Annotated in this window: 14 protein-coding genes, 2 tRNA genes and 2 pseudogenes; 7 read left to right on the top strand and 11 right to left on the bottom strand. The window is 36.9% G+C overall.

Annotation, left to right across the window (positions count from 1 at the left end):
- Positions 1-262 precede the first annotated feature (262 nt).
- Both E4K67_RS12500 and E4K67_RS12495 read left to right on the top strand, forming a co-directional pair.
- Positions 263-412 carry an aspartyl-phosphate phosphatase Spo0E family protein gene (locus tag E4K67_RS12500; RefSeq protein ID WP_135547869.1) on the top strand — a complete coding sequence of 50 codons (150 nt, stop codon included), beginning with the start codon at positions 263-265 and terminating at the stop codon, positions 410-412.
- Positions 413-705: 293 nt separating this feature from the next.
- A complete protein-coding gene (locus E4K67_RS12495; RefSeq protein WP_206752195.1) occupies positions 706-1,371 on the top strand; it encodes a DUF998 domain-containing protein in 666 nt (221 codons plus the stop codon).
- Positions 1,372-1,729: 358 nt separating this feature from the next.
- Here the strand turns inward: E4K67_RS12495 and E4K67_RS12490 are convergent.
- Together E4K67_RS12490 and cphA are read right to left on the bottom strand one after the other, a co-directional pair.
- Positions 1,730-1,804, bottom strand: a tRNA-Gln gene (locus tag E4K67_RS12490).
- 49 nt (positions 1,805-1,853) lie between these two features.
- Complete coding sequence (gene cphA, locus E4K67_RS12485) at positions 1,854-4,466, bottom strand: cyanophycin synthetase (RefSeq protein ID WP_135547182.1); 2,613 nt, start codon at positions 4,464-4,466, stop codon at positions 1,854-1,856.
- 417 nt (positions 4,467-4,883) lie between these two features.
- Between cphA and E4K67_RS12480 the strand changes: the two genes are divergently transcribed.
- Positions 4,884-6,035 (top strand): amidohydrolase, encoded by a 1,152-nt coding sequence (locus E4K67_RS12480; protein WP_420841539.1) that lies wholly within the window; start codon positions 4,884-4,886, stop codon positions 6,033-6,035.
- 158 nt (positions 6,036-6,193) lie between these two features.
- Here the strand turns inward: E4K67_RS12480 and E4K67_RS31095 are convergent, their stop codons facing one another.
- From E4K67_RS31095 to E4K67_RS12450, 7 genes are all read right to left on the bottom strand, one after another.
- A complete protein-coding gene (locus E4K67_RS31095) occupies positions 6,194-6,319 on the bottom strand; it encodes a hypothetical protein (protein ID WP_274594860.1) in 126 nt (41 codons plus the stop codon).
- A gap of 242 nt (positions 6,320-6,561) precedes the next feature.
- Entirely contained in the window at positions 6,562-6,867 is a 306-nt protein-coding gene (locus E4K67_RS12475) for a DUF3846 domain-containing protein (RefSeq protein ID WP_135547180.1), read from the bottom strand.
- Between the two features lie 212 nt (positions 6,868-7,079).
- Positions 7,080-7,262, bottom strand: coding sequence for a hypothetical protein (locus E4K67_RS12470; RefSeq protein ID WP_135547177.1), 183 nt, complete (start codon positions 7,260-7,262; stop codon positions 7,080-7,082).
- Between the two features lie 199 nt (positions 7,263-7,461).
- A complete protein-coding gene (locus E4K67_RS12465) occupies positions 7,462-7,752 on the bottom strand; it encodes a hypothetical protein (RefSeq protein WP_135547174.1) in 291 nt (96 codons plus the stop codon).
- A gap of 329 nt (positions 7,753-8,081) precedes the next feature.
- Positions 8,082-8,157, bottom strand: a tRNA-Thr gene (locus E4K67_RS12460).
- 179 nt (positions 8,158-8,336) lie between these two features.
- On the bottom strand, positions 8,337-8,888 hold the full coding sequence (locus E4K67_RS12455) for a flavin reductase family protein (RefSeq protein ID WP_135547171.1): 552 nt from the start codon (positions 8,886-8,888) through the stop codon (positions 8,337-8,339).
- Positions 8,889-9,726: 838 nt separating this feature from the next.
- Complete coding sequence (locus E4K67_RS12450) at positions 9,727-10,299, bottom strand: hypothetical protein (RefSeq protein WP_135547167.1); 573 nt, start codon at positions 10,297-10,299, stop codon at positions 9,727-9,729.
- Positions 10,300-10,849: 550 nt separating this feature from the next.
- Between E4K67_RS12450 and E4K67_RS31515 the strand changes: the two are divergent.
- From E4K67_RS31515 to E4K67_RS12430, 4 genes and pseudogenes are all read left to right on the top strand, one after another.
- Positions 10,850-11,059, top strand: a pseudogene (locus tag E4K67_RS31515) (transposase zinc-binding domain-containing protein); the annotation flags it as partial.
- A 128-nt stretch (positions 11,060-11,187) separates the two neighbouring features.
- Positions 11,188-11,538: a helix-turn-helix transcriptional regulator gene (locus E4K67_RS12440; RefSeq protein ID WP_135547165.1), complete on the top strand. Its 351-nt coding sequence runs from the start codon at positions 11,188-11,190 to the stop codon at positions 11,536-11,538.
- Positions 11,525-12,319: an ImmA/IrrE family metallo-endopeptidase gene (locus E4K67_RS12435; protein WP_243454442.1), complete on the top strand. Its 795-nt coding sequence runs from the start codon at positions 11,525-11,527 to the stop codon at positions 12,317-12,319. The genes E4K67_RS12440 and E4K67_RS12435 overlap by 14 nt, the downstream gene beginning before the upstream one ends.
- A gap of 197 nt (positions 12,320-12,516) precedes the next feature.
- A pseudogene (locus tag E4K67_RS12430) lies at positions 12,517-13,272 on the top strand (DNA polymerase Y family protein); the annotation flags it as partial.
- Between the two features lie 266 nt (positions 13,273-13,538).
- Here E4K67_RS12430 and E4K67_RS12425 read toward each other — a convergent pair.
- Positions 13,539-13,994 (bottom strand): VOC family protein, encoded by a 456-nt coding sequence (locus tag E4K67_RS12425; RefSeq protein WP_135547162.1) that lies wholly within the window; start codon positions 13,992-13,994, stop codon positions 13,539-13,541.
- Between the two features lie 34 nt (positions 13,995-14,028).
- Positions 14,029-14,865 carry a helix-turn-helix domain-containing protein gene (locus E4K67_RS12420; RefSeq protein ID WP_135547159.1) on the bottom strand — a complete coding sequence of 279 codons (837 nt, stop codon included), beginning with the start codon at positions 14,863-14,865 and terminating at the stop codon, positions 14,029-14,031.
- Between the last annotated feature and the right edge of the window lie 403 nt (positions 14,866-15,268).

Raw genomic sequence — 15,268 nt, 5'->3', positions numbered from 1 at the left:
CGTCTTTTGAGATGTTTTATATGACGGGACCTTAGGACTAGGACCTTTGGTACCGCAGATTGTGACTATTGCATTATGCACTTTTTTGCTTGATGGCATACAATGTAATTAACAAAGTAGTAGCAAAAACTAGAGACTCTTCTCTTATGATATATTCCGACAAAGCATTACCTTTTATACGGTTGATGTTACCGTTTCATTGTACTAAAATACCCAAGAGTACTATTTTATTAGGAAAGAAGGTGTTCTGAGAGTGAGTCTCATGGTCTATGAACAGATTGAAGAATTGAGATTACAAATGCAAAAAATTGCTTTGGATAAAGATCTTACCGATAAGAGGGTGGTAGGGGTTAGCGAAAAGCTTGACGTATTGATTAACGAGTTTTATACAGCTAATAAAAGAAGCGCGTAACCAGACTTACTAATGCTTCAGTATTGTAGTGACAAACAAGAGGGCTTTCTGTTGAAAGCTCTCTTGTTTAATTATGTTAAGGGTAGTTTCGGTTTTACCACAGTCTGCCTTCGTCAATTTTACCGAATACCAATGTATTTGCCCTTGCAGTAATAATCAGTGATATGAATTGACTGTATAATCTGGAACTAGATGGTTTATAAATAACCTATCTGCGGATTATTAGATGCGATCAAGGAAATGAAGAAAGAGCGATTCACTTTTGGTGACATGTGTTAGAAGGCGAGGATACTTTGAAATTAGAATATCTAAATATTAAATTGATAGCTGTGTTTTCCTTAATCGGTCTATTTTTCTTTATGGCTATAATAATTGCAATGCATATACTGCGCCCAGATTATAATCCCCGAAGTCGATATATTAGCGAATATGCGGTTGGCAAGTATGGACAGCTTGCTGCAAGTAGTTTCGTTATTTATGGTCTAGCAATCTTGGGAATCTATTTGTGTTTGCAAACTATTTTACCAACTAGGGCTCACTCGAACACAGGACTGGCACCTATAGCTATATGGGGTGTATGTATAGCAATTACTGGCTTTTTCAATGTTGATTTAAAAGATAAGCAAATGTCATGGCACGGTACAGTGCACTCAATTGCTTCTGTGATTGGAGTAGCCGCTTCTGTAATAGGGTTAATATTATTGTCTTTTATATTTGCCCTTAACGAAAGCACTCAAAATGTTGTGTTTGTCACTCAAATAATTGCTATAGTAATATTGATTTTGGCGATGTTATTATTTTTAGGGCTTTTAGGAGATATGGCGTTAAAATATCATCATAATGTGCCCGTTATATTATTATTGTTTCATAATATAACGGGTCTGATTGAACGTTCGCTAATTGGATTTTCTGTGGTTTGGCTTATAATAATTGTCAACAATCTCTGGCATCTAGAATAAACAGATAAGCTAAGCCCGAATATCGAGTTGCAAAAATTTTTACCACAGAATACCCAAGAGGTTTTCAGTGATATGGGAAATACTTTTAGAGCATCCAGCAAAGAATGCAAGCATTGAACCCAAGCAGATCAATATATTCAATCCACTCAAGTTCTCAATCAAATTAATAATTATATTCAAATGGCTCAACAGCAATTGCAAAATATGAGCATAGTGAAATGAGGACGCTTTTTGATTGTTGTAACCACTTAGAATTTTGGAGACTGAGTTTTCACACAGCTCCCTCCTGATATTTAAAAAGGATGTCGAAATTTACTTTGATAAAGGTTTAGTGCAATGTTCACATTTGTAATATTAATGGCTGGGGAGGCTGGATTTGAACCAACGAATGCCAGAGTCAAAGTCTGGTGCCTTACCGCTTGGCGACACCCCAGTACAGGAATAAAATATTACTAAAGCACTATTGTTACTGGTTTAAGAAGTTATTTCGCCGTTAAGGTTGCGAGCTTTATTTCATCAATTCTACTTCTCATTATATCAATAAGAGGTTCGGATTTCTCGAAGAAGACAATAACAATATCCTCAGGTTCTGCCAGATCTAAGGCTGCTATAAAAGCCTCTGTCTCCGATGAAATTTTGCTCATACTCATTGTATTAAACTTGGATGAGAGGACTCCTTTTTCTAAAAGATCTGATATCTCCCCAATAGATCTACCCCGTTTATCTCTATCTTCTTTGATAAAAATATAATCAAAGTTCTCTCCTGCACATTTACCAACTTCGAGTATATCGCTGTCTGGTCTATCTCCTGGTACTCCAATGACTCCTATGAGTTTCTTGTGTTCGATATGCTTAAGTCCATCTAGTACACACTTGTAACCTTCTTTATTATGGCCATAGTCCAATATTACCATTTTATCATTTACAAAATACATATTAAACCTTCCTGGATTTTGATTGCAGTAAAATGACATTAAGCCCTGTCTAACAGTATTATAATCAATGCCTAGGCCGACTGCAGCAGCACAGGAAGCCATGGCATTTTCAATGTTATATTTAAGAATGCCTTTTACGGTAATGCCTATACTATTTATCTCTATTAATTTTTTGGAATTCGAGTTCTTCTGGATTATGATATGACCCTCATCGACATAGATCCCATACCCACCTTTTTTCAGGTTAGTTTGCAGGACTTCATTGTCCTTATTATGAGAGAAAATAATGAGAGGACTCTTAAGTCGGGGAATGATACTTATACTCATCTTATCATCCCCATTAATTACAACATAGCCATCTTCCTTAACCGCTTCCCCGACCAACGCTTTAACTTTTGCCAAATCTTCCATAGTTTCGACCTCATCGATCCCAAGGTGATCCTGAGTTATGTTCGTTATAACCCCGACATCCGCAACGTCATAGGCCAATCCGCCTCTAATTATTCCCCCTCTAGCAGTTTCCAGTACTGCTGCGTCTATCTCCTTATTCATAAGTATAGATAAAGCGCTCTTAGGACCTGTGGTATCACCCTTATATATACATTTTCCATCAATATAAATTCCGCTCGTTGTGGTCATTCCAACAGTATATCCTGCTAGAGAAAGTATGTGTGCAATGAGTCTAGTGGTCGTGGTTTTTCCATTTGTACCGGTTATTGCTACTAGGGGGAATTTTTGAGGCTTCTCCTTAAATAATTTGTCAATGATATGACCTGCCACATTACGTTTTATTCCACTATACGGATTATGATGCATTCTAATACCAGGGGCAGCATTTATTTCTATAATTGCACCATCTTCACTTAGAGGCTTACCAATATCATGACATAATAAGTCTATGCCGCAAATATCCAGTCCAATAGCACTTGCAGCCCTTTTACATATCGCTATATTCTCCTCACATATTAATTCAGTATGATCTATAGCAAAGCCACCGGTCGATAAATTCGCATTATCTTTTAAAGTTAATTTTTCTTCCTTAGGAAGAAGAGATTCTAAAGAATAGTTCCTTTGTCTTAAGTAAGCTATAAGAGTATCGTCTATTTTAATCTTGGTTAATTCTTTTTCGTGACCCTCGCCTCTGCGAATATCCTCATTAATATTACCAATGAGGTTCTCTATAGAACTTTCTCCATCTCCAATGATATAGGGCGGAATTCTTTCTGAAACCGCAACAATATCTCCATATACAAAGCATACTCGATAGTCGCTTCCAACGATATACTTTTCGATCATTATATCTTTATAATCCTTAATTAAAAGGTCATAGGCTTGCATTAACTCTATCTCATCCTTAATATTGGCAATAACTCCCTTACCTTGGTTTCCAAACTGGGGCTTAAGTACTACTGGATAACCAATATCTTTAGCACCTAGCATGGCAGCATTTTTACTCTTTACTTTCATGCCACTTGCTATAGGTATACAATGCAAGCTTAGCAGTTCTTTGGTTAGTAATTTATCCTGTGCAATACTTACAGCGATTTCTTTAGTATCACTACCCATAGTTGCTTGAATTGTTTTTGAGTATTTCCCATAACCTAATTGAAATATGCTTTCTTCGCCGATTCTTAAAATAGGAATTCCTCTTTTTTTTGCTTCGTCACAAATAACGAGTGTACTTAATCCCAGTTGTTCACTAGCTAATAAATCCTTTAACTTACTTAATCTCAAGTCTAGATCGAATTGCTCTTTATTTATTAACGAATTAATGATATCAACTGCCATATTTCCGGCCTCTAGCCCCGTATTCTTATATTCATATTGATAAATGACATAATAATTATCCCCGGATACCTCTCTAGCTTTGCCATAGCTAATTTCCACTCCAATCATATTGTGGAGTGCGATTATTATGTGTTCCGATACATGCGCCAAATAAGTTCCCTCTGTAAGTCTCTTAATGAAGCCCCTATCTTCGTCGATACCACATCTATGTTTAGTAAGCTCTGGCAACATTATTACTAAATTCTGATTGAAGTTATCAATTTCTTTACTTGGAATTTCGCTATACCCTTCTAAATCAAGATCCAAACGTATGCACTTTTTGAGAGTATATATATTTTTACCCTGATAGACCTTAGAACTAAGAATTTTCAAGTAGCTTTCCTCCAGTCCAATATTAGAACCCTATTTGTATTTCTTATAAAATCTAATGTCCAAAGAGATGTACACCTTCAGTGAACTCGTTCACCTAAAGTTGAACATCGAGACTTCATCTAAACCATTGCAGTTCTAATATATCCAAGTAGCACACAAGTACGCTGGTATGTTTTGTTTATACCTCTTTTGTATAATTACCCAAATTACTGTAACAGCGTTTTCATTTTAGTGCGTATCGGAACGGTGGGAGGGGAAACCTTTCTGTTTACTGGATTTTGCTCTTTCGAATAGTAATCTGAAACATAAATTGAATGATATTTAGAAATCAGATAATAATAGAATCGGAAAGGTTTGAGCAAGCTTTCTCGGACCGGGGAGTTACTTTTAATCTAGTTTTAAAAAAGAGGTGAAAGAGTGCATACTTTATTGAGAAATTGTTTAACCATTAATTTAGATAATGGTAACTCAGAAAACATAGATCTATTGATCAAAGAAGGCAAGATAGCTCGAATTGCTCAAACAATTATAGATATCCCTGAAGATTGCGAGATAATGGATATAGATGAAAGATACGTTTTACCTGGTTTTATAGATTGTCATACTCATTTAGGTATTATAGAAGAATCAGCCGGCAAGATTGGCATTGATAACAACGAAACTTCTGATTCAGTAACCCCACATATAAGAGCTATAGATGCTATTAATACTAGGGACATCGCCTTCAATGATGCCATTAAGGCAGGAGTTACAACAGTTATGATTACACCCGGTAGTAATAATGCAGTGGGTGGGTTAGTTGCTGTAATTAAAACTGCAGGTAACATTATCGATCAAATGATTGTTAGAAGCCCTGCTGGTTTGAAAATTGCCTTGGGTGAAAATCCGATCACAACCTACGGAGTAAACAACAAGTGTCCAGTTACTAGAATGGGGACGGCAGCTCTGGTAAGAGAGTTATTTATGAAGACTGAAGATTACATGGAGGAAAAGAAAAACGGCAAACTTACAAAAAGGGACATCCGTTTAGAAGCAGTAATACCATTGTTAAAAGGGGAGATCTCCTTAAGAGCTCATGCCCATAGGGCAGATGATATTATTACTGCCGTGCGGATTGCTGAAGAATTTAAAATTGAAAAGTTAGTGATCGAACATGGAACAGAAGCTGATTTAGTCGCTGATTATCTAGTTGAGCGTAAGATTCCAGTAGCATTTGGGCCAATGCTTACACCGAGAAGTAAAATGGAATTGAAAAATAGAGGCTATGGTACTATTTTAAAGTTAACGAAGGCAGGCGTTAAGGTTTCCTTAATATCAGATCATCCCTATAATGCAATCGAACAAATACGTACTATAGCTGCTCTCTCAGTCGCTGAGGGTCTTAGCGAACACCAAGCTTTGAAATGTTTAACAATCAATCCAGCTGAATTATTAGAATGTCATCAACGGGTTGGACTTCTACACGTAGGAATGGATGCAGATATGATAGTTTTAACAGGTAAACCATTTGACTTGAACTCAATGGTCAAGCTAACCATTATTAATGGTAACGTAGTATATCGTAAATAAGAGGGGTGAACTAACTAATCTAGATTTTAACAAGAAGAACAGGGGACGTTTAACATCCTCTGTTCTTCTTGCGCCTCAATTATGGAATTAATGATTAAAACGTTATGTTTTATGCGAAATTTTTAAGACAGAAGCCGCCCATATGGACGGCTTCTGTCTTAAAAATCGTCTGCTTTTCTTCCCCAAGCCTTGCCTAACCAAATTGCGGCACCAATACCAACTACGTGGATCGCTATCGAACTGGGACTCATTAAATTGCTTCGACTTCTCATTATTCCCATCATTTAGAAAAACCTCCTTAAGTCTTTTATATCTTTAATAAACAAGTCTAGTTTTTGTTATTTGGCGACTATCAATACTAGCTAAAATTTGTAAAAGACTGTTAAGACCTGAAAAATGTACAATATGCCCTATCATAATAAGAGTCTCTGTATTAAAAAAAGAAACATCTTCAACCAAAGTAGTTAAACATTGAGCCTCTCACTTGTTGAAGTGAGAGGCTCAATGAGGAAAATTTAGTAGTTCGTCAGACTACAGGGTATCCGATATACTCTGCTATGTAACCAATTTGCTTATCTGAAAGTGAAGAGAACTCAGTATTGTTAGTTGAAGTAAATACACATGTTCCAACGATCCAACCTAGTCGATCATCATGAAAATTGTTTCCTTGACCTTGTTGTTCACCTTTTTGATTACATATACACACAATATCGTCGGTTATGGGTACAATCTCGATAAACTCTCCAACTAACTCTTGTAAATCCTCAAGAGTGCCTTCAATCTCCTTTAACTGTAAAGGCTGATTGATCGGTTCTCTGACTAATACTCTCATTCAATTACCTCCCAAGATTTAATAATATATTATAAGCTTACTCAATAATACCGCAAATTAAGTGTGTATTCCAAGCTGTCTAGCAATTTTTGCCTTGATACTAGTTGCAATTGTACCAAAAAAAGAGATCCAATGAGGACTCAATACTGCATTGTTAGCAAAAAAAGCCGTCCGTTGTCTTGACGGTCGGCTTCGGTATTGCATTGAACTAGTCAAAAAGCTTTTATTTTCTTTATGTTCTTACTCTGGGTATTGTTTACTGGTCCATATTTCGCCCAATCTTCTGGTGTCATCATTCGAGTCATGCAATCACAATCTAAAGAGTGAGTATCTTCTTTTTCGCACGTCATTTCTGCATCTAGCAAATTGCCAAGTTCGTTTGCTTTTCCATACATACTCCTCAAGCATCCTTTCGACTATTTTCTTAAAGTTTACATGAGAAAATACAAAAAGTGCATATGCTGTTAGTCATAGATGAATAGGACTTAAGTCCCGACTTGAACCATATTCCCACCATCTCCGTAAGTAATACCCAATAGTATAACCCAACACAAGAATGTGTTCGTTGAACATTACGGTATTTAGGCTCAACGCTTACAACAGTAATACCAACAGTGTATTGCCACTTCCAATTACAAGGTTAAATGATTGCCCATTATCCTTTAAATAATCTTTTAGGGAATCATGCACAGTACGGAAGCAATCAGATTTATTGACATCTTTAAACTCAATCTTAATTGAATCAACGCCAATTAATTCTGCACCACCATCATTGAGTAACAAAGGTTCTTTTTTAGGACTCATGGTCACACTTACTAAATTAGTATCGTCTTTTAGTAACTCTTTTATAAAGTTAAGAATATCATTAGGGGTGTAATTAGTCATGTTTGGGCTATACCTCCCATTTCTAGTTTCCGCTTGTTAACATCCCTTAATCAGTATGCCAGAAAGAGCAATATTTAAGCACAGTTTTGAAATTTTCATGAGTTTTGCTTAGTGGACTTTTTTGGAAAGTGTAGCAAGCAAGAGATGATTTTCAAGAGCGGACAAAGTGGGACAGCAAAATAGAGGGTAACCGAATCTGACTAGCCCTTAAACGAATTTTAGCCATATTAACATAACCTCTGATTTACTGAGAGTAACAAGTGATTACCTGTTAGCACCCTGAAAATCATTTGCTATGCAACATGGCTAAAAGTGATTAACTGTAGGACTGGAGCCAACGATGGGACTCGAACCCGCAACCTACTGATTACAAATCAGTTGCTCTACCAATTGAGCTACGTCGGCATGTATTGTTGAACAATTTTTATTTTAACAAGTCTGATAGTCCTGGTCAAGGGGCAAATCTCTGGTAATTTAAGGTATGGTCCAATTGACCCAATAAGCGAAGGGAGGTCCTCAATTTTTAGTCGAAGCCCCCCTTGGATTACGAATATTATTACTCGAACAAACTTTTATAGAAGAGTTTAATCAGTAATACTTTGACCTACTTTAAAGATAGTACCAACCACATGATTTAGATCACAGTAACTAGTGTCCATCATAATAATAGGATTAATCTTAATAGGGTCAGGCCTACCATCTTTCAGGCAATTTTCATTTGCGTATACCGCAACTATCTCTCCTAAAAACATTTCGAAATCAAAAATGGGGATAGTTTGAATAACTTTACATAAATAATTGATGGGACATTCGCTAATCATTGGTGCCTTTCCAAGATCATCATAAAATGATGTGAAAACATTCGACTTATCTATTGTTTTACCAGATACCATACCGCAATAATCTGTCTTCTGAACTAAATCAGCAGAGGGGATATTAACACTGAAATATCCAGTTTCCTTAACCCCCATGGTTGTATGGTGAGTGCTTTTCAAAGAAATATATAGAACAGGTTTCATACTTACAACCCCATATGCTCCGAGAGTGGCGTAATTTGGTTTACCATTAACAGCAGCACCTACAAGCACTGTTGGAAAAGGACCAAAAGGTCTATTCTGTAGTTTTATTTTGTCCATGATACTACCTCCAAGTTTTATATTTTGCAGCTGCCTTGAAATAATATCAGAAATAATGAGAAAATAATAGACTTTTTCTTTCTGCTGATTTATACTATAGCTAAAGTATGCCCATCTATAGATTCTAATTCTAGCTTTATTTAATTACATTAAGCTAGAGTCAACAAAAGCCGATTGTCCTAAAGTTTTTAGGACAATTCGGCTTTTTTATAATCTCCGTTTAGAAGTTTAAACAAAGGGTATAAGCAATATATTTCAGTAAACTTTCAGTTAATCCTCAGCCTAGATTCAGACGGTTATTGCATAATAACATTGTCTTCAAGCACAAGACTGTCACTTATTCATTATATAAGCCTTCACATATTCTTCACATAACGGTCATAGAACGGTAACAAATATGATTTATGATAAATATATTGAACAGGTATCTCGTAAAATTTAAATAAAGAAAGAGCTGTATATAAATGACATTAATTATCACCCTACTATTAATAGGTATGATTCCCTCCGTATTAAGGGCCCTGTTGACTGCTGATGAGTCCTCAGACTAATTAAAAATACAGAAGATGATTCCCCGTTTTTTTAAAACGGTCAATATAAAGACTTCTCTTTATTCCTTTTCCTCCTTCTTCTACCCCTCCTAGCGAGGGGGTTTTTTTTGCCTATATTTTAGTCTTAGTACTTAGGCGTCGAATCCCCCTCCTCATAGCCCGTGGCGTAGGTGGGGGAGTGTTCAAAAGTTATTCTTAGTATGTTCGATAGTTTCTTTAAGAAAGGAGAGCATTTGTATGCTCTCCTTTCTAGTTTCTCCACTACTAAGTTCACGAGTACCATGAGGTTACTTCTTGAGTTTATTATTTTTACTAATAACTTTGCCGTCCAGTAGGTTAACTTTGATATAGGTAGAGTCAGGTAACATCCAGACGACATCTCTTCGTATAAGATTATCAGAATATTTTAAGGTCTCTTCCCTGTAATCAGGACCTAGCACGGATACCACCTGATCAATAGTCATTCCTGTTGTGATCTTGTCGAATTGCTCGACGGTAAGAGTGGATGTGGTTTTTCCAAGACCATCCTGAGTCTTAGATTCAACTTTACTCTTATTGGTTTGGATAACGATATTCTTATCCTGTTCTTCCCATGTGTATTTAATAACGTCAGTCTTTACTTCTTTTTTCTTTCCTTCTCCCAGAATGCCTTTCACATCATCATAAGTCATATCAAGAGTAATCTTAAGGTAGTTTTCATAGGTAACAACTCCTGGTTTAGTAGTTTGAGATGGTGCTGGAGTTGTTCCCTCATTTGAGTTTTCGGGGGCTTTTTTGCTTCCACATCCCGTAATGCTTAATATCAAAATCATAAGTAGAGGCAAGAGCAATTTCGATAAAACTGGTTTTCCACTAAACATAATAACCCTCCCTGTGTTTGAATTTACAGGTTAAGTATACCATTTCGAGATCCAACTTCAAAAAAAGGCCCCTGAAATGTGAAAGGAGAGAGTAAGGATTAAATTTTGTTTCAAAGCGCTTCCGAAAGGTGGCGTTTTTTCAGCAATAACTTACCAGTGAATGGTGTACCTCAATGCGGTATAATATGTCTAAGGGGATCGTCTCCCTTGAGTCTTTTTCATGTAGTACTACTACTTTAACCCTCTGGGAACAGCAATTCAGAGGGGACTTTTTTCGAAGTGTTTAACTATTTGAGCAAGTGGTTTCAGTTATAGATTATTGTGTAATGATCTCCTTCATGGGGGGTCTTTTTCTTATCTAAATATTAATATCTTAACTGATTCTTAACACAATCATGCTAAGATATTAATATTTCTGTTGTATTCTGATTGCAGAAGAAGTTCGAGTATAGATAGAGAATAAAACTACATGAAAAAGATTTAGAAAAACCGTCCTTGCTGTGGGCGGTTTTTCGCTGCGATTTTATATTTATATGGTAAGTAATGGCTTAATTCCTGTCGTAATAGGCATTGCCCCAAATGCCAACATTCTGTCCAACAGGAATGGGTTGAGGCCTATGTCATGTCTACGTTTAAGTGTGATCGGGGCCGGGAACCTCGAATTCCCTCTTGTGTCGGTCATGCGCGGCCGGAAAATATGAGGGATGGAACCATAATCTTAAAACGAATTTTAAGATTATGGTTTAAAAATATAACATAACAGTGTATAATTTGGATATAGATGCAGAAATAATAGGCATAGATGTTATGGATGTTATAGTAATGTAACAATTTTTTAGTTTTTGAGTAGGATAAGTTCAAAAATAAGTATGAAGGAGGAGTATTTTTATGAATGCAATTTTAGGAGTAAGAATCCGAAGTTTGAGAGAGTCCAAAGGCTTTACTCAAGAACAGATTGCAGAAAAAATTAAGTGTTCAAGGCAAAAATATGCTAGGCTTGAGAAAGGTTTAATCGATATTTCATATGCTAGCCTTATGACTGTTGCCCAAGTTTTAGGGATTAAAGTTGAAGACATAACATCGTCTGTCAACAATATTTCTCAAGAGCAACCCATGTTTAGAGTGAATAACAATTCAATTCAAGAAGATGAATTCGAATATATTAACAAGATGATTGATACATTTTATGCTCATCGAAAGCTATACCAAAGCGTGAGGCAGGTTAATGTCGATGAATAAAAGTAGGCAACTTGTGATAGAAAGAGCGGCTGAAAATGTAAGAGATGAATGTAATGTAACGGATTATGGATTCCAAAATATTTTTGAAGCAGCTGAAAAAGTGGGGTATCGAGTGATTCGATACCCTATTGGCGCTGAATCGTTTTTAGGATTCGCTTTAATTAAGGATACAGAAAGAATAATCTTTTCGAATTCATCGCAGATCTTATCACGGGAAGTTTTTTCTGTTGCTCATGAAATGGGGCATCAACGATTACACTTATCCGAGCAAGGTAAAACAATGATCCGAGATGATGATTTCAACGATAGAGATGACGACGAAATTGAGGCTAATTATTTTGCTGCCTGTTTATTGATGCCGACAGATAAAATCTTTAAATTTATGAGACTAGAACTTAATGATAAGAATATCAAGATTTGGAATGGGTTAGACATAGCCAGGATTCAAACAACGTTTAATGTAAGCTATGATATGACTCTTGTTCGTTTGAAAGCACTAGGTATCTTAGATAATACTATTTTAGATAATTTGAAATTAGAAAAGATAGAGAAAACGGCTACAGCACTATTGAAGGCTATCAAGGGTAATTCGGATTTGTGCAAATCCTCGGAAGCAAAGAAGATACCCGCTGAATATCTCGAATGGGTCATTTCAAATTATTATGATAAGTTAATTCCTAGAAAAAGTTTAGAAACCGCTTTAGACTTTGTTGATTTAAGGGCAGATGATTTTGCAGACCCTTCCGAAGAGCGCATATCAAAATCATTTATCGTTTCATAAGAGGAAAGCACTTATCCTGGTTTAATATAGGGATGGGTGCTTTCCTCTATCTTCCTAATTTGAGGCACTATTAGAACGTAGCTAACGACAAAGAACTCAAGATCGTGAGCTAATCTGTGCACCCAAAACTTACCTGTACTAATCCGCTCATCTTAAGCTATAATAAGAACAAATGTTCTTATTAGGAGCGAATGTATATGCTACAGCGGATCATCATGCACATCGACGTTAACTCAGCTTATCTCTCATGGGAAGCCGCTCACCGCCTCCAACATGGAGATCCCCTCGATCTCCGTACCGTTCCTTCCGTCGTTGGCGGCAACGAACAAACTCGCCATGGAATCGTCCTCACCAAATCCATCCCCGCCAAACCTTTCGGTATCCAAACCGGCGAAACCTTACACTCAGCCCGGACGAAATGTCCAGGCTTACTTGTCGTCCCCCCCAACTACTCCCTCTATATGCAATGTAGCCAAGCCCTCGGCGATCTCCTCAGGGAGTACTCATCTCTGATCGAACAATACTCAGTGGATGAATACTTTCTTGACTTTACTGATAGTAAAAAGCTCTTTGGAGATCCTATCCAAGCAGCCCACAATATTAAGAACCGCATCCGGGAGGAACTAGGTTTTACCGTCAACATCGGGGTGTCCAGCAATAAACTCCTTGCTAAAATGGGCTCAGAGCTTCAAAAGCCGGACAGAGTACATACCTTGTTTCCGGAAGAAGTTGAGAAGAAGATGTGGTCGCTACCGGTGGAAGAACTTTTCATGGTAGGCCGGGCCACTGCGAGAAAACTCCAAGACCGAAGCGTCAGAACCATAGGGCATTTGGCCAATGCCGATCCAGATTGGTTAAAGCTTATCCTCAAAAGTCTTGGCTTACTCGTATGGAACTATGCTAACGGAAGGGATCTCTCTCTCGTTCGTATTAATCGGCATCCCGTAGTCAAAGCATTTAAGAAAAAGGGTGATGAAATGTTGGCAATCAAAAAAGAGACTTCAACAACTGCTAATAATTCTAACGTAATTAAAGCTATTATTAAATCTAATAAAAAACATTCTAAAATGATGAGCAAATTGGCTAAATAAGTGTGAGTGTTAATGATATTCAGTATTTATCAAGAGAACATATTGAACTAATCCATGATCAAGCAGTTTTGAATTTGTATACGAGCCAACTTTGATTGGCATCATCTACCATAGTTAATTGAAGCTCATTATAAAAGGTTTTTAACAAAATCTACTGGGAACATTGTCCTCTGCGCAGTTTCCTCTACACTCAGTCCCTGTGCTAAAAAGCGCTTTGCAACGCTCGTCATGCTTTCAGAGACTTCGACAATATATTGATCGTAATCATAAAATCGCATGACACGCTGGCCCCACGGATATTCTTTTGCCTCATGAATAAACTCAATATTATCCGTGCCTTTAATTTTTTCCTGCCATTGATCCAAATCCTCTACTTCAAAATAAAGCTGGAAGTTATTAGGACGCGATTGCATTCTAAGGTCTTGCCCCACTAACTCCGCATAGTTGGATTGCAGGGACAGTCCTCTTTCAAAAGACACATGCACTCCTAAATCCATTAAAATTTTTTGCTCCATGACCGTCTCATAAAAATGTTTTGATTTTGCGATATCTGATACGGCAATTAAAGTACCTTGGTATTGCATATAATCACTCCTTTGGGTTTTCCTTTATTGTACCTCAGAATTTAGCAATCTCGCTGTAAAAATCGGACATATTATCCTGGTATTTCTGTGGGGTAATCCCGCATATAGATTTGAACTCATGGATAAAGTGCGGCATATCATAAAATCCGGTCTGAAGATAGGCTTGAGTGATGCTGTACTGAGGCTGCCTCAGAAGCCGGATTGCCTTGTTGATACGAACCAAACGGGAAAAGGACTTAATACTTACCCCTAAGTATTCTTCAAAGATCCGTCCCAAATGCCGCTCGCTGTAAAACACGTTGTGGGATAATTCTTTGACGGATGTTTGGCCCCCGCTGTAGAGTATTATTTGATTTGCCACAGAAAATTCAGGCCGGTACAAAATCGTTTTCAAGTGTGCGAGAAACAGCTTATCAATTTCACCAACAAAGCTGCGTATATCCGGAGAATTTTCCAAATGCTGTGCCATTAGCCTATTCATTGCAGGATTTATATTTTCAAAAGAGTATATGCAATTAGTCAGTTCCTTCTGAGGCATTCCGCTGAATGCATAATACCCTGCCGGTTGAAATTCCACGATAAATAATAGTTGAAATTGATTGGCCTCACTACCCACACAGACGGGCTTTGTCATTGGGCCAAACAGGGTGCAATAAGTCTTATTCCCATCACTTGACAGTACCAACGTGGCACTTCCGTGCGGCATAATGGTATATTCATTGGACATCATACCTACGATCGGGAAGGTAATGGTATAATTTGAAATCCAGTTCTTTAAAGATGGATGAGGCAGGAGATAAACATAATCATCTTCCTTTATTAAAATGCGATATTTTTCGTAAAAGGTTTGTATATTTTTTTTTGAAATCATAAGGTACTCCATGCTGCATATTCCTGGGAAATATGCTGTATTGTCATATTTTTATTTTGCAGAATTAAAAAATACGGATCAGCACTTTAATATTATCCATATAATTGTGAGTATAGTCTCTATATAATAATTATACCTTTTAACCCTCAAAGAACAATAAAAAAAGACCTGATCATTAGCAGGAACTGATAAAATATCCAAAATTATTTTTCGGTGTGTACTTGACATACGGGTGGCGAAGATCATGAAAGCGAATAGAAGGAAGTTTTTGTTCCGGCTTCTTATCTGAGTTGTAATTAACGATTATAGAATAGTATTGCACGTAATTTATTTGGGGTTAATTTTTTAACCGTTGAAAATAGTAAAGATTATAATTATAATCATGCGTTGTCTCAGATTGCTT

Origin of the sequence: Desulfosporosinus fructosivorans, from assembly GCF_004766045.1 — a bacterium.
GTDB lineage: Bacteria > Bacillota > Desulfitobacteriia > Desulfitobacteriales > Desulfitobacteriaceae > Desulfosporosinus > Desulfosporosinus fructosivorans.
Note: the sequence above shows the minus strand (reverse complement) of the source record. Positions and strands in the feature narration are given on the sequence as shown.